The sequence below is a fragment of the Acinetobacter sp. YH01009 genome (assembly GCF_013420765.1).
GTDB classification, from domain to species: Bacteria; Pseudomonadota; Gammaproteobacteria; order Pseudomonadales; family Moraxellaceae; genus Acinetobacter; species Acinetobacter amyesii.
Window position 1 is genome coordinate 57,752 of record NZ_VOYE01000001.1, and the last position, 18,470, is coordinate 76,221.

Annotated in this window: 15 protein-coding genes; 8 read left to right on the forward strand and 7 right to left on the reverse strand. The window is 41.3% G+C overall.

Annotation, left to right across the window (positions count from 1 at the left end):
- Window positions 1-43 precede the first annotated feature (43 nt).
- Window positions 44-475 (forward strand): large conductance mechanosensitive channel protein MscL, encoded by a 432-nt coding sequence (gene mscL, locus FTT76_RS00270; RefSeq protein WP_078192339.1) that lies wholly within the window; start codon window positions 44-46, stop codon window positions 473-475.
- Between the two features lie 38 nt (window positions 476-513).
- Here mscL and FTT76_RS00275 read toward each other — a convergent pair whose 3' ends face one another.
- From FTT76_RS00275 to mutM, 3 genes are all read right to left on the reverse strand, one after another.
- On the reverse strand, window positions 514-888 hold the full coding sequence (locus tag FTT76_RS00275) for a hypothetical protein (RefSeq protein ID WP_180008498.1): 375 nt from the start codon (window positions 886-888) through the stop codon (window positions 514-516).
- A 197-nt stretch (window positions 889-1,085) separates the two neighbouring features.
- Window positions 1,086-1,364 carry a peptidylprolyl isomerase gene (locus FTT76_RS00280; protein ID WP_078192338.1) on the reverse strand — a complete coding sequence of 93 codons (279 nt, stop codon included), beginning with the start codon at window positions 1,362-1,364 and terminating at the stop codon, window positions 1,086-1,088.
- Complete coding sequence (gene mutM / locus FTT76_RS00285; protein WP_180008496.1) at window positions 1,361-2,215, reverse strand: bifunctional DNA-formamidopyrimidine glycosylase/DNA-(apurinic or apyrimidinic site) lyase; 855 nt, start codon at window positions 2,213-2,215, stop codon at window positions 1,361-1,363. Before mutM ends, FTT76_RS00280 begins: the two co-directional genes overlap by 4 nt.
- A 389-nt stretch (window positions 2,216-2,604) precedes the next feature.
- Here mutM and FTT76_RS00290 point away from each other — a divergent pair, with 389 nt between their 5' ends.
- From FTT76_RS00290 to FTT76_RS00305, 4 genes are all read left to right on the forward strand, one after another.
- Window positions 2,605-3,858: a carbohydrate porin gene (locus FTT76_RS00290; RefSeq protein WP_180008494.1), complete on the forward strand. Its 1,254-nt coding sequence runs from the start codon at window positions 2,605-2,607 to the stop codon at window positions 3,856-3,858.
- Between the two features lie 18 nt (window positions 3,859-3,876).
- Entirely contained in the window at window positions 3,877-5,982 is a 2,106-nt protein-coding gene (locus tag FTT76_RS00295) for a TonB-dependent receptor (RefSeq protein WP_180008492.1), read from the forward strand.
- 12 nt (window positions 5,983-5,994) lie between these two features.
- Window positions 5,995-7,110, forward strand: a complete 1,116-nt coding sequence (locus FTT76_RS00300) for an NADH:flavin oxidoreductase/NADH oxidase (protein ID WP_180008490.1) — start codon at window positions 5,995-5,997, stop codon at window positions 7,108-7,110.
- A gap of 80 nt (window positions 7,111-7,190) precedes the next feature.
- Window positions 7,191-8,120 carry an AEC family transporter gene (locus tag FTT76_RS00305; protein ID WP_180008488.1) on the forward strand — a complete coding sequence of 310 codons (930 nt, stop codon included), beginning with the start codon at window positions 7,191-7,193 and terminating at the stop codon, window positions 8,118-8,120.
- 72 nt (window positions 8,121-8,192) lie between these two features.
- On the opposite strand, the gene FTT76_RS00310 is transcribed toward FTT76_RS00305, so the two are convergent.
- A complete protein-coding gene (locus tag FTT76_RS00310; protein ID WP_078191142.1) occupies window positions 8,193-8,999 on the reverse strand; it encodes a tetratricopeptide repeat protein in 807 nt (268 codons plus the stop codon).
- A 249-nt stretch (window positions 9,000-9,248) separates the two neighbouring features.
- Here FTT76_RS00310 and FTT76_RS00315 point away from each other — a divergent pair, with 249 nt between their 5' ends.
- Window positions 9,249-9,494: a hypothetical protein gene (locus FTT76_RS00315; protein WP_078191141.1), complete on the forward strand. Its 246-nt coding sequence runs from the start codon at window positions 9,249-9,251 to the stop codon at window positions 9,492-9,494.
- 207 nt (window positions 9,495-9,701) lie between these two features.
- A complete protein-coding gene (locus tag FTT76_RS00320) occupies window positions 9,702-10,886 on the forward strand; it encodes a sorbosone dehydrogenase family protein (RefSeq protein ID WP_180008486.1) in 1,185 nt (394 codons plus the stop codon).
- An 80-nt stretch (window positions 10,887-10,966) separates the two neighbouring features.
- On the opposite strand, the gene FTT76_RS00325 is transcribed toward FTT76_RS00320, so the two are convergent.
- The 3 genes from FTT76_RS00325 to FTT76_RS00335 all read right to left on the reverse strand — a co-directional run bounded on the left by FTT76_RS00325 (window position 10,967) and on the right by FTT76_RS00335 (window position 15,216).
- A complete protein-coding gene (locus tag FTT76_RS00325; protein ID WP_180008484.1) occupies window positions 10,967-12,175 on the reverse strand; it encodes a YgcG family protein in 1,209 nt (402 codons plus the stop codon).
- Between the two features lie 98 nt (window positions 12,176-12,273).
- Window positions 12,274-12,999 (reverse strand): folate-binding protein YgfZ, encoded by a 726-nt coding sequence (locus FTT76_RS00330; RefSeq protein ID WP_257224250.1) that lies wholly within the window; start codon window positions 12,997-12,999, stop codon window positions 12,274-12,276.
- 117 nt (window positions 13,000-13,116) lie between these two features.
- On the reverse strand, window positions 13,117-15,216 hold the full coding sequence (locus FTT76_RS00335) for a multicopper oxidase family protein (RefSeq protein ID WP_180008482.1): 2,100 nt from the start codon (window positions 15,214-15,216) through the stop codon (window positions 13,117-13,119).
- A gap of 591 nt (window positions 15,217-15,807) precedes the next feature.
- On the opposite strand from FTT76_RS00335, the gene acnD reads away from it, so the two are divergent.
- The gene (gene acnD, locus FTT76_RS00340) at window positions 15,808-18,426 is read left to right on the forward strand and encodes a Fe/S-dependent 2-methylisocitrate dehydratase AcnD (protein ID WP_180008480.1); all 2,619 of its coding nucleotides are present in this window, start codon (window positions 15,808-15,810) and stop codon (window positions 18,424-18,426) included.
- Window positions 18,427-18,470 lie beyond the last annotated feature (44 nt).

Below are 18,470 nucleotides of genomic sequence, written 5' to 3' on the forward strand. Positions count from 1 at the left end.
ACTTCGTCACAAAATTAAAGCTGAAAAAATTTCTGGAGATCACATGAGTATTATTCAAGAATTTAGAGAATTTGCCGTAAAAGGCAACGTGATGGACTTGGCTGTCGGTGTCATCATTGGTGGTGCTTTCGGTAAAATCATCGATTCCATGGTAAAAGACATTATCATGCCTTTTATTTCTTGGATCCTTGGTGGTGACGTTGATTATTCAAATTGGTTCTTAGTATTGGGCGATAACCCAAACAATTTAACCACGCTAAAAGCAGCACAGGATGCAGGCCTTAATGTTTTGGCTTACGGTAACTTCTTAACTATCTTAATCAACTTCTTGCTTTTGGCATGGGTCGTATTCTGGTTAGTGAAATTGATGAACAAATTGCGCCGTCAAAAAGTTGAAGAGCCAGCTCCAGAGGCGACTCCAGAAGATATCGAATTACTTCGTGAAATTCGTGATGAATTAAAACGTAAAGGTTAATCCTTTAGCAGTGAAAACGGCGCTTAAAGCGCCGTTTTTTATTGTGAATTTTGTTGAGGCGTCATTTTCATAAACTTAGGTTCTGATGTCGAAAAAACAATGCCATTTCGAATGCCTGTAAATACTTCATTTGCTTCTTCAGGTGATTCGGGTGCGCAGGCTTGTTGACCTAATATAAATAAGACTAAAGGGGGATTTTTGGATAATTTGCTAATTTGCTGTATCGCATCATACCATTTTGATTCATCGTTACGATTCCCATCTAAATCTAGTGCCAACTGGACTTCACCATGAGGGTTCATATCTTGATCATCATATAATGCTTGGATAAGTGCATGCTTTCGTTCACCTCGAATGATTGTAAAATCTGTTGTATCGACAGTGCCAAGACGAAAATAGTTGTAATAGCCCAATGGAATGTCCTTTATTTATTATTAAGTAGAATTGATTTAGTGCAATGTTATCTGGTTGCTATGATTTATATTATATGATTGAAAACCGCCAGCCAATGTTCTGAACGATTGAAAAAAATACTGGGATTATGTGCTTTAAGATGAAAAGCACATATTCGCGATATACTCGTTATAGCATGTTCAATGTGGGTGCTATGTTACATCCGAAACTTAATTTCTAATAAATGCCAGCCAAATTGGCTTTTGATCGGACCATGCAGTTCACGTTCGGGTAGGGTAAATACCGCCTTATCAATTGGACCAACCAGTTGGCCTTTTTTAATGTCGCCAAGCTCACCGCCTTTTTTACCCGAAGGGCATGTCGAATGCTGCTTTGCAATTTTGGCAAAGTCCGCACCGCCTTTGATTTTCTTTTTCAGTTGCTCACATAGTTCTTTATCTTTGACTAATATGTGGCGAACAATCGCAGACTTCATGCTTTATTTCCTTTCACGGTTTTCTTAGTCAGCATTTTAACCTTTTTTAAAGGCTGACACTCTGGGCAAAACACCGATGCACGTTGCCCTAGTTTGATATTGTGCAAGATGGTTTCACAGTTGATGCACATTTCACCGGCACGTCCGTAGGCGAGCAGAGTTTGTTGGAAATAACCATTTTCGCCCATCGCATTGGTGTAATCACGTAACGTCGAACCGCCTAAATCAATTGCCTGTTTTAAAATACGTTTGATTTCGATGACCATTTTTTCAACTTGTTCAAAACTCAAACTTGATGCAGGCTGCGCAGGGTGTATGCCTAAGTTAAATAAGCTTTCCGTTGCATAGATATTGCCCACACCGACTACGATGTGATTGTCCATGATCGATACTTTGATACTGGTCTGCTTATTTTTAAATTTTTGGAATAAGTATTCAGCATTAAAGTCATCACTCAGCGGTTCAGGGCCAAGCGTGTCAATCAGTTTGCTTTGAGATGATGCATCTAACCATAAAATACAGCCAAAACGGCGTGGATCGTGATAGCGTAATTGCATATCTTCAAAATGAATCACCAGATGATCATGCTTTCGTAATGCTTCATGACCTTCACAAATCCGAAAACTGCCAGACATGCCCAAATGCCACAACATGCTGTCCTGTTCAAATTCAGCCAAAATATATTTTGATCGACGGCTGAGCTGAAGCAGCTTTTGTCCGACGAGTTTTTGAATGTCGTCAGGAATAGGCCAACGCAGGCTCGACTGAAAAACCTCAACTTTGAGAACCTTTTCATTCAATAATGGCAATAAACTGGTTTTAGTGGTTTCTACTTCTGGTAATTCAGGCATAAAAGTCGAAGCAATGGATCATTCAAGTTATGCATACTATTGGGTCTAGCCCTACAGAATGCAAGTTTCATCGCGGCCTAAGGGAGTGTATGAATAGGTTATTGATTATTAATTGTGAGAATAATAAACCAACAAGTCACAATAATGAGTTTGAAAAAGCGATCAGAAGTTAAACAATTGAATTAATAGATATATAAGATATTGAAAAATAATCACTAAAAATATTACATAACAATAGATTTATTTAAAGTCACTTATTGATAAATTAAAGTTTTGTGAATGATAAAAATAATGCTGAGATAGAACGTGAAAAATTATGTAATTTTTGTGACATTAGATTTCAAGCCATGTGGCTTGTCTAGAGACTCTCTCCAGATTTAGGTTTTACCATGAAAAAATACAGTCTAGCTCTTCTACCTGCATTTGTTGCAGCAGCCATGACACATGTTCACGCCGCAGAAGCATTCGACACTAAAGATCAGTACATGCTCGGGGATTGGGATGGTAAACGTAACGAACTTGCACAACAAGGTGTGAAGTTTGAGGCCAATATTGCTGCTGATGCTGCCTATCTTGCCGATGGCGGTCGTAATCCGGGACATTCAGCAACGGTAGCCAGCCAATTGTGGTTAGGTACACAGCTTGATATGGAAAAACTTGCAGGTTGGGATGGCGTGACTGTGCGTGCTGTAATGACTGCTCGTCAAGGTCAAAGTACCTCAGTTCGTGATTTGCAAGGGGATGTTCCTCAATTGGCAAATGCACAAGCCAATTTTGGTCGTGGTAATCAGAAAACTCGCTTATCTGAACTGTCTATTGAAAAGCAATTTAAACAGCAAGGCTTAAGCATTAAAGCAGGCCGTTTAGGTTTGGGCATGGACTTTAACGTGATGGGCTGTGACTTTGCCAGTACTGCGTTTTGCGCTGCGCAAATGGGTAAATGGCAAGGCAATATTTGGATGAATACCCCAGTTTCACAGTGGGGCGCACGTGTGAAGCAAGAGCTTAGCCCAGAACTTGCTGTACAAGCGGGTGTGTATGAATACAACCCTGAAAATGCTTTGGAACGCCATGGTTGGAATTTGGATACCGATGATGCCGATGGTGTAACTATTCCTGTAGAAATCATTTGGACACCGAAAGCATTGGTGAATGGCTTACCGGGCAGCTACCGCTTTGGTGCGATGTACAACACTGCAGATAATGTAAAAAATCAAAAAGACATTATTTCGGGTGAAGCTGAAGATCGTACCTTTGGTGGTTGGGTAGCGATTGAGCAACAGTTAACGTCTACAGGTGAAGGCAAACGTGGTTTGCATAGCTTTGCCAATTTTACTTGGCATGATCGTGTCACCACAAAAGTTGATAACTCACAGCAGTTGGGTTTGAAATACATTGGATTGGCCGATCGTTTACCTAACGATATGGTTGGCTTGGGCGTGAACCGTGTACATGTCAATGATCGACTTTCTGCTGAGAAATTTGATGCAAGTGCAGAATATAATGTCGAGTTGAACTATAGCCATAACCCGACGAAATGGTTGATGATTCGCCCTAGTTTACAATATGTGATTAACCCAGGCTCAACAAATCGAGTTGATGATGCTTTCCTAATTGGTTTAAGCTCTAAGGTAATCTTCTAATGTCAAAATAGGTGCTCTATGCAAAGTAAATTTAACGTCACATCATTTAAGACACATTTACTTTGCCTGACGGCATGTATTAGCCAACAGCTGTATGCAGAAACAGGTTCTACGGAACCTGTTTTACTTCCTGAGATTACCATTGAAGCACCACGAACCAATACCACGTGGTTAAAAACACCTGCATCGGTATACCGTGTACAGCAGGCTGAAAATAATAACAATACTGGAGTGAATCTGTCCGAAACCTTAAAAGGTGTGCCCGGACTACAACTGAATAACCGTGAAAACTATGCACAAGACTTGCAACTCTCTATGCGAGGCTTTGGCGCACGTTCAACATTTGGTGTGCGTGGTATCCGTTTATATGTTGATGGAATCCCTGCGACCATGCCGGATGGTCAGGGACAGACATCAAATATCGATATGAGTAGCTTAAATCATATCGAGGTATTGGGCGGGCCATTTTCCTCTTTATACGGTAACTCTTCGGGTGGGGCGATCTTAACAACAACCAAGCAAGGTACTGGAAAAGACTCTATCGAACTCGGCTATTCGGGCGGCAGTCATCATAAAAGTCGTGCTGATATTGTGCTGCAAGGTGGCTCAGAACAGGCCAATGAACCTAGCTATGTTGTGAGTTCTTCTTATTTTGAAACCGATGGCTACCGTGATCATAGTGCTGCAAATAAGGTACTCAGCAATGCAAAACTGACGTGGGATTTGGATGATGGTTCCAAGGTCAATTGGATTGTGAATCATGTGGATATCAATGCCGATGATCCACAAGGTCTGAATCGGGAGCAATTGCGTCAAAATCCGAAACAAGTTAATGATGCCAATAATACCTATGATGTACGTAAGGAAATTAGCCAAACTCAAACTGGGTTGACGTGGAAAAAACCATTGAATGAGCAGCATGAACTCAATGCAATGGTGTATATGGGGCAACGTGATGTGGTGCAGTATCAGTCCATCCCCAAAAATCCACAAAATAATGCGCGCCATGCAGGTGGTGTGATTGATTTTAGCCGTGATTATTATGGAACAGATATTCGCTGGACAGGCAAAGACCTCTTGCCGAATACGCGTTTAACTGTAGGCCTTGCCTTTGATTATATGGATGAAGACCGTAAGGGCTATGAAAATTTTGATGCCAATGGAAATTTTGGCAAGAAAGGCAATATTCGTCGAAATGAAAATAACACCTTGTGGAATTTAGATCCCTATGTACAAGCTTCATGGAATTTTTTACCTAATTGGACTTTAGATACAGGGCTACGATATAGCAATGTTCATTATGAATCTGACGATAAATATGTCGTGGGTTTAAATAAGGATGACAGCGGTAAAACTGACTTTGACAAAGTTTTACCTTCAGCAGCAGTAAGCTTGAATATTGCGCCTCAACTGAATGCCTATGCCAGTTATGCCAAAGGTTTTGAAACACCAACCTTTACAGAAATGGCCTATTCTAAAGATGACGGCATGAATTTTGATTTAAAACCAGCCAGTAGCGATAACTACGAGCTTGGGCTTAAATCACAAAATGTATGGGGGAATTTCACTGCAGCGGTGTTCCAAAGCAAAACTCAAGATGACATCGTCTCTGCAGGAAGTATCAATGGTCGAGCAACCTATAAAAATGCCGATAAAACCTTACGTGAAGGTGTTGAGCTTTCGTGGAATAAACAGCTATGGCGAGATTTAAGCGCGCAAGCAAGCTACAGTTATATCGATGCCACTTTTGATGCCGCAATTCCTGACAGTGATGTCGTCAAAGGCACTTATATACCGGGTATCGCCAAAAACCAAGCGTTTGCCGCACTGAATTGGCAGCCAGATATTGGCTTTAATGCCGGCCTAGATGTTCGCTATATGGATAAAGTCTATGTCGATGATGCCAACAGTGATGCCGCGTCGAGCTATACCGTGGTTTCTGCCAACGCAGGTTATGTGTGGAAACAAGCAGATTGGAAAGTCAAAACCTATGTACGTGCAGATAATTTGTTTGATGAGAACTATGTCGGTTCAGTGATCGTCAATGATGGAAACGGACGCTTCTTTGAACCCGCAGATGGTTTGAATTGGAGTGCAGGATTAAGTGTGACCAAAGCCTTCTAAAAGGAGAGTAATGTGGCGTTGTTATTTCAACCAATTCAGTTTGGAACATTGGGGCTGAGTAATCGAATCGTGATTGCACCCATGTGTCAATATTCTGCCAATGAGCAAGGGGAGTTAAGCTATTGGCATGAGCAACAATGGGCGAATTATGCTTTGTCAGGTGCCGGACTTTGTATCGTCGAGGCAACGGCTGTGCAGGCAGAGGGGCGCATTAGCTATGCAGACCTCGGCCTTTGGAATGATATGCAACGCGCACAGATGAAGGCACTATTGGCCAAGGTGAAATCACTTTCACCTATGCCATTTGCTATCCAACTGGCACATGCGGGTCGTAAGGCATCGACAGATAAACCTTGGGCAGGACGTGGACAATTACCCCCAGATCACCCTCAAGGATGGCAAACTGTTTCAGCAAGTGAGTTGCCCTTTAATGTCACAGATCATGCACCCCATGCTTTAAGTCGAGATGAAATCCAGCAGATCATTCAAGACTTTGCCGATTCAGCAAAACGAGCGGTAGATGCAGGCTTTGACTTAATTGAGTTACATGCCGCACATGGTTATTTGCTGCATCAATTTATGTCGCCATTGTCGAATCAGCGTAGCGATGAATATGGTGGCAGTCTGGAAAATCGCATTCGGCTGACGCTTGAAGTGTTCCAAGCCATGAAAAATACCGTTCCTGAAGATTATCCAATTGGGGTACGTATTTCCGCAACTGACTGGATGGAATATACTGAAGCACCGAGTTGGGATCTAGACTCGGCTGTTGGCTTGTCAAAAGCGCTTGCACAACTAGGCACAGCCTATATTCATGTTTCTAGTGGCGGCTTAGATGTTGCGCAAAAAATTCAATTACAAGCCAGTTATCAAGTGCCTTTTGCTGAAGCCATTAAGCAAGCCGTTCAGGTTCCCGTCATTGCTGTGGGTTTAATTACCGAAGCAATGCAAGCCGAAGGCATCTTACAATATGGCATGGCAGATGCGATTGGTCTTGCTCGTGCAATTCAATATGACCCGCGTTGGCCATGGCATGCCGCTGCTGAACTCGGTGAAAACCTAAAAATTTCTCCGCAGTACTTACGCTGTCAGCCGCATGCACAAAGAAGTCAATTTACGGCTTTCTAATTTTCAAAATTTATAGCGTCCGATCTACACTCTCAGGTTGAGGGTGTGGATGGCAGAGTCTATTACACAGGATATTTCGTATGGTCTTTGAGGTGATTGGTCCAATCTTTTTTCTTTTGGCCTTGGGATATCTGTCTGTAAAATGCAGTTTATTGAGTAAAGAACAGGTCGGAACCATTGGTGCATTTGTGGTTAAGATTGCACTGCCGGCTTTGTTTTTTCAGTCATTAGCTTCTAAAGATTTGCATCAAATTTGGTATCCCGGCTATTTCTTTGTTTATACCGGAGTCACGTTTTTACTGTATGGTATGGCCTATTGGCTATTGTCGACACATTTTAAAAATAATATGTCGCAAACAGCGGTACTGTCATTAGGCGCTGGCATGTCAAATACAGGCTTAATTGGCACTGCAGTGCTAAGCTTGTTGGTCGGTCAAAATGCGATGACCTATACCTCACTAATCGTCATTATTGAAAGTGTGCTGCTGATTCCAACGGTACTGGTCCTTGCGCAATTAGGAAGTTCACAGCAAAAAGCCAATATTGGCGACATCATCAAAAATACCTTAATGACCCTGTTAAAAAATCCACTCTTTGCAGGGGTAATGCTAGGGATTGGGTTTGCAATTTTCCAAATTCGTTTGCCTCATCAAATCAATGATGTACTAGCGATGTTAGGTCAAACGGCTTCACCACTGGCACTGTTTGCAATTGGTGGAGGGATTGTCGGTATGAGCTTAAAGTATGTGAATGCTCAGAGCTTCTATTTGGTGATTTCAAGCAACTTGGTGATGCCTTTACTGACTTATTTAGGCTTACGTTATTTGACCGATGTCAGCCAAGAGATGTTATATGCAGGGACGATTATTGCCGCATTACCGATGCCGACGATTTTTGCCATGCTTGGACAAGTTTATGGCTTAAATGAAAAGACCTTAACGCCTTTGTTGATGAGTACTATCTTGGGCTTTGTCGTAACAGGTGTATTAATCAGTCTGTGGTGGGCGTGATTTTGATCAGCTCAAGATTTGCTTAAACCCATGAAAAAGCCCTGCATGTGCAGGGCTTTTTTTAATGCTCAATTAACTCTTTTTCGCATTGGCTTTAGGTGCTTTGGCTTGTTCAGCAATCATTTTATCCACGGTTGCCAAAGATTCTTTGGCTTGTGGAATATTTTCTTTGGCTAATGCACTGAATATTTTTTTAGCTTCAGGCAAATTTTGCGGGATGATATTGCCATTTACAAACATATTGCCCACCGCCATCAATGCAGGGACATAGCCTTTTTTTGCTAACTCTTGAATGCTATTTAGACCTTGCTGAATAGGCTTTTCATTTTTAGCTTTAAAGCCCGCACTGATGTCATAAAGTGCTTTGGCATGAATCGCAGGGTAGTTGCCTTTTTTAATCAGCGGATCAAGTTTGCTGAGTGCCAATTTATCTGACTCAGGTTTATTTTCTGCAAAAAGTAAAATGGCATAGTCGATGGAGGCATCGTCAAAACCTGCCGAAGATGCGCGTTCTAAATATTGTTTGGCCTTATTGGTGTCTTGTTTTAAGCCCAGTGTGCCCGTTGCATAATTTTTACCTAAAACATAGTTAGCAACAGGGTAGCCTTTGGCTGCAGCCTGTTCATAGAGTTGGATGGCTTTTTTCTCATCCTTCGCTACGCCTTGACCTGTTTGAGTAAGATAGCCCAAATTATAAATGGCCTGAGCATTACCTTTTGCTGCAAGCTTGCTCAGTGTTTGGTAGGCGCCATTCATATCTTTGGCCTTGACCATGGCTTCCACTTTAGCAAATTCAGGATCGACGGCATCTGTTTTAGTTTCAGCAAAAGCGAATTGAGTGCTCATTGCCAAAATGCTTGCAAGTAGGATTTTTTTCATCTTAAAACCTTTTTTAAATCATGCACATAATTCCATTTATGTGTTTTGGTGGTTATTTTTGTCGGTTTTTACATCATAGGTAGATTTACGTAAATGTAAAGTGAGGAATTGTGATTTAAAGCGTTTTTATAAAATAATGTTGATTGCCGTTAGCACTTTAAATGCCATGACTTTATTGCATCAAAAGCCTTTGCAAAAAAGCAGGACTCTGATTTAATCGCGCATTGTTATTTTCTCAGAGGCAGCGCGATGTTTATTAAAGGCATTAAACGCAATTACGATAAAATTAATGCAGATGAATCGATTGCAGATGAAGATAAAATTGATGCGCTTTTGATGAAACTGGGTGCAGAGTTTTTAGTCAGTAAAGAGGATCGTGTTTATATTTTCAAAAAAGGCGATTTAGAAGCTAAATTTGATGCCAAACATGCGCGCGCCTATCATTTTAAAGAATATGTATGCAAAGACATGAATAAGTTGTTTCATGGATTTTGATTAAGATCATGATTTAAAAACGAAAACGTGAGGGGGAATAAAGTTCCTCCTTATTTTTGATTGTTGTGTACTGCAACAGCGTATGTAATTTAAAAAATCTTTATTTTCAAAAGTATAATATTTTCTAAAAATATAAATTGAATAAAATAGATACAAGGCATCTATGATGAATACAGATATACATGATTCATTGAGATGTATTTAAATATGATAAAAATAAGCGCCATCTTGATCCTTGGTTTCGTCTGTTCAATGACCAGTTGGGCTCAACAACCCAAGCTTGTACCGCATCCAATCCATTTAAAAAATGGCAAGCAGTTTTCATTAAATTTGCCTGCGCAGTATGAAATTATTCCTGCTGCCGAAGGTCTCAAACGTGTTCGTTTTTTAGCGCAAGCACCTGATCGCAGAATGTTTGTCACGGATATGTATGATCTAACAGATAATAAAAAAGGTACTGTATATATATTGGATGATTGGAATGCTGACACAGGTAAATTTGGCAAAATCATTCCTTATCTGACCGGTTTGAGAAATCCAAATTCAGTTCAGTTTTATACCGATGCTCAAGGACAGGATTGGCTCTATTTGGCGGAAACGCACCAACTGACACGGCAAAAATTCAACAGAGGTGAAACTCAGCCTTCGAGTAAGGCTGAAGTTTTAGCGACATTTCCTGATTATGGTTTGAGTTATAAATACGGCGGTTGGCATCTGACGCGGACGATTGCAGTCGGTGGAAATGGAAAGATTTATGTGTCGGTTGGCTCGAGTTGTAACGCCTGTGTAGAAAAAGAAAAAGTGCGAGCATCCGTCATCGAGATGAATCCTAATGGTTCAGAGCAACGGATTTATGCGACAGGTTTGCGTAATGCTGTTGGTCTAAAATGGATCGGTAGATTTCTATTTGCAACTAATCAAGGTTCTGATCATTTGGGAAGTAAAAAGCCAGATGAAACTTTTTATGCGCTAAAACAGGATGTCGATTATGGTTGGCCCGCATGTTATTCATGGCAGGGCAAAGTCTTGGCGGATGCTAAATTTAAACGTGCATCAGGCTGTAAAAATGTTCCATCGCCCTATGCTTATTTCCCTTCGCATTCCTCAGCACTGGGTTTTGATTATTTTGATCATCCAGACACAGATGCCACCATTAAAAATGCATTTTTAGTGGCCTTGCATGGCTCTACCGACGAAGCGATTGGCCATGGCTATCAAATTGCAATTATGCGTAAAGGACAAAAACTTGAAACCTTTATGGATGGTTTTTTAGTCGGTAAAAAGGTGTATGGGCGACCTGCTGATATTTATAAGATCGATGAAAAATCTTTTTATTTTTCAGATGATCGGGCAGGGGTGATTTATTATGTGAGGGAAAAAATGAGTGATTAAAAAGCCAAAGTTTTTAGGCTTTGGCTTTGAGTGATTGGATTTAAAAAAATTAATCTTTAATCGTCACGTCGTTTTAGGTATTACCATGAACCCGATGCGCCGCCGCCGCCTGAGCTGCTTCCTGATGAAGAACTGCTGCTTGACGATGAAGAGCTGTAACTAGAGGAAGAAGACTGACTTGATTCGCTCGTTTTATTGAAAGGATTTAAACGCTCATATTGTTCATCCAACATTTTTTGACGTGCTTTTTCTTGTAAATATTGATTATAAAAAGCGGTGAGATAGGTATTTTCAGTCCCTGCTCTGAATCGATATAAAAACACTGCATATCTTAATAAAAGTAAAATAAAACAAGTGGTTATGGATTTTAATATAATGAATGATATTTGAGGATAGAATTCGATGAAGTAAAAAATGCCGAAGCCAAATAAAGCAAAAATCTGAAGTGGTAAGCTGTATAAAATAGTTTTAAGTAATCTGTATGGTTCATTGAAGGGAAGAAATATAGTCAACATAAAAGGGGCATAAAGAGGAATAGATGCGCAAAGTAAAAATGCAATTTTTCCAAAATTTAAATAACCAAAAATCAAAAGATGAATAAAAATTTCAAAGATAAGGAGTCCAATAAAAGCACCTAAGGCACCATTAGTACCAAATTTAATAATCACTTTTGTGTAACACCAATAGAGTGGGATACACAATAAGAATGATAGAGATATTCCAGCTATTGTTTTTAGAATGTGATCTATTTTTTGATCTTCGTTTTTAGGTTTACCAAGAGTAATTGATTTATCTAGTAACTTTTTTTGTGTTTCTTTAAAGCCATTAAAATAGTCATTATTTTGGAAATTTGGAGCGAGGGTGTGTCGAATTATGCGCCCAGCTTCTATATCAGTTAAATCTCCCTCTAAACCATAACCTACCTCGAACCGCATTTTACGATCATCTTTTGCAACCAAAAGTAGTAAGCCGTTATCGAGCTTTTCATTGCCAATTTTAAGTTTATTGAATATCTCAAGTGCATATTGATCAATAGCTTTTCCATTGGTCGAGGGAATCATCAAAATTTTAAAGTCGATATGCTTTTGCTGATAAAGCTGCTCGTTTTGCTTTTTTAACTGGACAATTTCATCGCGGGAAAGCGAGTTGGTTTGATCGACCACATTGCTATTTTTTAGCTCTTCCAATACCGCTGAATTTATCTCGGCATAAATATTTGGCGATATAAAACAACTGAAGAGAATGAGGCAATTTAATAAGAAAAAGCGAAATGGGAAAGGGATGAGCATTTTTATAAATCTTTATAGTTTGTTGTAATTTTAAATAGTAATCAGAATAAGAGCCAAACAGCTTTTGTAATTTGGCTCTTATTTAAAAATTAAGATGCTTAAGCAGGACGTGCCACATCACCATTTAATGCTTCAGGCAAGGCTAAAACAGTTACATCTAACTCTTCTAAAGCTTCTAGGCGTGCCACAACTAAAGCCACGTAACCATTTTCAACAGCCGCGCTATTGACCACTTGTACGCCTTTATTCAGCTGTTCGCCTTGTGCAGGAGCAGTACCTGTACCTGAAATCGCATGCAACCAAGCTTTCGGTTTGGCTTTAAACCATAAACGTGCAATCACTTCCTGACCCAAATAACAACCTTTGTCATAGTGGACGCCTTCACGCTGATGTAGACGTAACTCTTGAGGTTGGAACACATGTTCAATGGCTTGGTCAATATAGGCCTGACCCGCTTGAATGGCTTGAACTTCCCATGCTGCAATATCCGTCGGCGCCGAAGCAAAAGTCGTGTCATCACCGGCTAAACTTGGAAAAACTGCACCAGTTTCTTCAAGTTTCATCTTAGAAAATGCACCAAATTTTTTAATATGTTTGGCAAATTCTTCGGCTTGATCTGCTGTAGTGACAATAGAAAAACTTTCAGCACTGTGTTTGGTGAGCCATAAACCAAAGTGAATACGGCCTTTGAGGTCGCAGATTGCAGTATAACGTGTTGCATTTTCTTCAAGGCGTTCAACATGCAAAGTCACTTGCCCTTGTAGAAATTTTTGTGCATCGACACCGTTGAGAGAAAAAGATGTGAATGCCATAGACGTTGTCATGACCAGCCTCAGTATAAATTTTAGATATCATTAATCATGTTATTTTGCAGCAAGCCGCAGTGTTAGGCAAACAAAAAGCCCATATTGATACGGGCTTTTGTACAGCAGAGATCGGTCTTAGTGATTGTGTGTAGGCATATCGCTTGCAGTCATATCCATAGTGGAATGATGCGAAGGCGGTTCACTATTACAATCATATTGATCGCCACAAATACGCACGGTTTCCATCATGCCTTGATCTTCATGGTCTAAAATATGGCAGTGCAGCACAAAGTCGCCTTCAAATTTTTCGTATTTACTGCGTACAAAGATTTTATAGCCCTGTTTAACAAAGAGTGTATCTTTCCAAACGCCTTTCATTCCATGATATTGCGAGTCAATATTTCCTGCACCATCTTTATCTGAGCTGCCGATCGCACTGACATCGACACCATTTTCATTCAATATTTTCACCACTTGGAATGGATTGACATGAATATGGAAGGGATGACTGGCAACATTACTGCTTAACTCCCACTCTTGAGTTTGCCCGATTGGAAGCTTGCGGACATAGCTATGGTGGGTATGGTCTTCATCATGGTAGGCATCGCCAAAGCTGATCAAGGTACCTTCTTCGGCATGACGAATACCAAATTTAAAGCTGCCATCTGTATTGAACAGAATGTCAAAGTTGGTGATTTGCTTCGTCATCGTTTTGAGCATTTCATCGACTTCAGCAGTCATTAAACTCGCATGAGAGATAAAGGCTGATAAATCACCCTGTTCGAGCTGTGCAATCACTTCTGGTGCCAGTTTTAGTTGGGTGGCCTGACTTTTTAAAAAGTTAAACGGCGTTTGCTGCGGTAGTTGAGTTGCTTGCACATTGACCCAACCGAGGAGCTGTGTATTGAGTTTTTCTTCTGGTGCACGACGAAGTAACGGACTTGATTCAGGCGCATTAATTTCATCTTCTAGATTCAGCTTGGTATCGTATACACAGTATTTATTGGTGGTCGGGAAGGAGAGCATGGCATCAAAGCGATAACCCGGTTGAAAAATTTCAACCCCTTGCTTTTGGATTTTTCCCATGGTCAAGCCGTCTTGTGCAAGGGTATATAACGGTAATGTTTTCAGTGTTTTAAACTGTGAAGACATCGACTTGCTTTGATACTTTTGACATTCACTAAGGGTTTGCTCTGCGGTAAAGTGCGCAGAATCAGGTAGTTCTTTGATGGTCAAACCAATGGTGTCACGGATACCGCCGTGAATCATGCGCCAGCGGTGGTATTGGTTCTGATCCACCTTAATTTCACCAAACATTTTGCCATTGATACTGGTAAAACGATTTTCATCCGCCCATGAGGTGGGTATATCGAGTTTTGAATAATCTTCTAAGCTATAGATGCAGGGTGTACCATTCACTTGGCTTAAATTGCTGTCGCAATCTTCATTGTATTGAATCTGCTGGAATAGCATGATTTTTTCATGGTCATACTGCTGGGTTTTTTGATTTTTCCATAAGATGTCCAAATCTCCAGTCTGCTGAATTTGCCCCTGACGAATGACAGGTTTTCGCTCTCCCTCAATAATCAAAGGGCCAGCCATGCCACTTGAGACCTGAATCGCGGTTGAACCATGCACATGCGAGTGATACCAAAATGTTCCCGCAGGATGATTCGGTTCGATCTTAAATTCGTAATGAAAATCTTGCTGAGGTTTTAAGCTCAAAAATACGTTGTCACTATTTCCTTGCGGGCTAACCCAAAGACCATGTGTATGTAAATTTGTGGTGTTAAAACAGTTCCCTTGGTTAATATTGGTCACTGGACTTGGACAGGTCTCCGTCGATTCAACAGGGAGGTGATTGACCAGATGAATTTTTAAATTGTCACCTTGTTTCGCACGAATTTGTGGGCCAACCAGTACATCAGAGACACTGCCATCGCTATTTTTCGAGTTCCAGAGTTCAGGTTGAGTCAGATAGCCTCTGACCTGTAATAGGTCATTTTCACCCGTTTCAGGGTCGTATAAGGCTTGGCGTTTATAGGCAATTAGCAGTTCATGCTCACCTTGTGCATTGGCTTTCAAACGTGGTGGATTCGAGACGACAGTCGGTGAGTCCGCTTCCTCTTCTTGAATCGTCGAATCTGTTGTCGATTGGTCGTTGTCGCCACAGGCAATGAAGCTGAGACAGCTTAAGAGGCAGCCAGCCCCAATGATGGTTTTAAATTTTGTCATGATCTTTCCCCAAAGCATAATGACGGTAGAACAGTAGTCGCTGATTTATTTAGCTAAGGTTTTGTATATATTGTGATTATTTTGGCGAGTACAGCGAATTACTGTGCTTGTATGTCGTGCTTTTATTATCTGAGAGAGGAGTGATTCGACGCTATCCCTGCAAATAGGGATAAATTGAGAATTAAGATGAAATAAATGATAAAACAGTGTTTTGATTCACATTGTGACTTTGAGGCGCAATGAGCTAATGAAGTAATTTAATACCTTGATTATTAAATACTAAAATTGATAAGACTGATTTTTAATCAATTTGGTTGATATTTAGATTAAATATTATGCAGTGCAATTTTTCTTAGACTAAAGAATGAGGCGGATTTGCAGCTATTTTTCAAAAAAATTCACATTTAGAGAGAATATTCCAAAGTTAGTGTAACTAAATATTTCAAAAACCCCTATTTTTATATTTAACTCTATGAAATATATGAGATTTGGGAAATGGGTTTTCGGCAGTGTAGTATGCCTATCGAACAAAGATGAATTGTCTATGAAAAAGACAACGCAAAAAAATGAAAGACCGAGGGCAGGAACGCTATGAACAACAACTACCGTAAACCGCTGCAAGGCACCCAGCTAGAATACTTCGATGTACGTCAAGCCGTAGAAGATATTCAGCCAGGCGCATACGCAAAACTCCCATATACATCTAAAGTTCTTGCAGAGCAGTTGGTTCGTAAATGCGACCCTGCAATCTTAGAGCAGTCTTTAAAAGAACTGATTAACCGTAAACAAGACCACGATTTCCCTTGGTACCCTGCACGTGTGGTGTGCCATGACATCTTAGGTCAAACAGCATTGGTTGACCTTGCAGGCTTACGTGATGCGATTGCTGACCAAGGCGGCGACCCGTCAAAAGTCAATCCTGTTGTTCCAACGCAGCTCATCGTTGACCATTCTCTAGCTGTAGAATTTGGCGGTTTTGACCCTGACGCATTTGAGAAAAACCGCGCAATTGAAGATCGTCGCAACGAAGACCGTTTCCATTTCATTGAATGGACCAAAACAGCATTTGAAAATGTTGATGTGATCCCTGCGGGCAACGGTATCATGCATCAAATCAACTTGGAGAAAATGTCTCCAGTGATTCAAAACCGTGATGGTTTAGCTTTCCCTGATACTTGCGTGGGTACAGACTCACATACGCCGCATACTGATGCATTGGGTGTGATTTCTGTCGGTGTCGGCGGTCTAGAAGCTGAAAACGTGATGCTCGGCCGTGCATCTTGGATGCGTCTGCCAGACATCATTGGTGTAGAACTGGTGGGCCAGCGTCAAGCGGGCATTACTGCAACTGATATCGTGTTAGCGCTTACAGAATTCTTGCGTAAAGAACGTGTCGTCGGTGCTTATTTAGAGTTCTTCGGTGAAGGTGCAGACAGCATGTCTGTAGGTGACCGTGCAACGATCTCGAATATGACCCCTGAATATGGCGCAACGGCAGCGATGTTCTACATTGACCAAAACACCATTGATTACCTGACTTTGACAGGCCGTGAAGCGGATCAAGTGAAATTGGTTGAAAGCTATGCCAAAGAAATTGGTCTTTGGGCGTCGGATATGACAGCGGCAGAATACCCGCGTGTACTACGTTTTGATTTATCACAAGTCACTCGTAATATTGCAGGTCCATCGAACCCGCATGCGCGTGTATCGACGGCTGACTTAAAAGCCAAAGGCATTGCAGGAAACTTAGAAGCAGCACGTGCGCAAGAAGCAGAAGGTTTAATGCCAGATGGCGCGGTGATTATTGCTGCCATTACCTCTTGTACCAATACCTCTAACCCCCGTAATACCGTTGCGGCAGGTTTGTTGGCACGTAAAGCAAATGAATTAGGTTTAGTGCGTAAACCTTGGGTGAAATCATCATTTGCACCGGGTTCTAAAGCAGCCGCTTTATACCTAGAAGAAGCAGGTGTACTCGGTGATTTAGAAAAGCTGGGCTTTGGTATCGTGGCATATGCATGTACCACGTGTAATGGTATGTCAGGTGCTTTAGATCCAAAAATCCAACAAGAAATTATTGATCGTGATTTGTACGCAACTGCGGTACTTTCAGGTAACCGTAACTTCGATGGTCGTATCCATCCTTATGCAAAACAAGCGTTCTTGGCTTCGCCTCCACTCGTTGTGGCGTATGCCATTGCAGGGACGATTCGTTTTGATATCGAAACCGATTCACTGGGTAATGACAAAGACGGTAATCCAATTTACTTAAAAGACATTTGGCCGTCTGATGCTGAAATTGATGCATTGGTGAAAGAAGCGGTGAAGCCTGAGCAGTTTAAGAAAGTGTATATCCCAATGTTTGACTTGGGTGAGCGTGAAAAAGCGGCAAGTCCACTATACGACTGGCGTCCGCAAAGTACCTATATCCGCCGTCCGCCGTATTGGGAAGGGGCATTGGCTGCACCACGTACACTTGCAAATATGCGTCCGCTTGCGATTCTGCCTGACAACATCACCACAGACCATTTATCGCCTTCAAATGCGATCATGATGGATTCGGCAGCGGGTGAGTATCTGCATAAAATGGGTGTACCTGAGGAAGACTTCAACTCTTACGCAACCCACCGCGGTGACCATTTAACGGCACAACGTGCAACATTTGCCAACCCGAAATTGTTCAATGAAATGGTGGTTCGATCTGACGGTACGATCAAGCAAGGTTCAAAAGCGCGTGTAGAGCCAGAAGGCGAAGTGATGCGTATGTGGGAAGCGATTGAAACTTATATGAACCGTAAGCAGCCGCTCATCATTATTGCGGGTAAGGACTATGGTCAGGGTTCGAGCCGTGACTGGGCTGCTAAAGGTGTGCGTCTTGCGGGTGTAGAAGTGATCGTGGCAGAAGGTTTTGAACGTATTCACCGTACTAACTTAGTAGGTATGGGCGTGTTACCGCTTGAGTTTAAAGCAGGAACAGACCGTAAAACTTTGAAGTTGGATGGTACTGAGCTATATAGCGTGATTGGCAATATCGCGCCTCGTTCTGACTTAACTTTAGTCGTTGAGCGTTCAACTGCAGATGGAAAAAATGAAATCATTAAAGTGCCTGTGACTTGCCGTTTAGACACTGAAGAAGAAGTGCATGTGTATGAAGCGGGTGGTGTGTTACAACGCTTTGCACAGGACTTTTTAGAAGGGAATGTAGCTTGAGACTTTAAGCCGATATAATTGATTTCGTTGTAAAAAGACCCTAT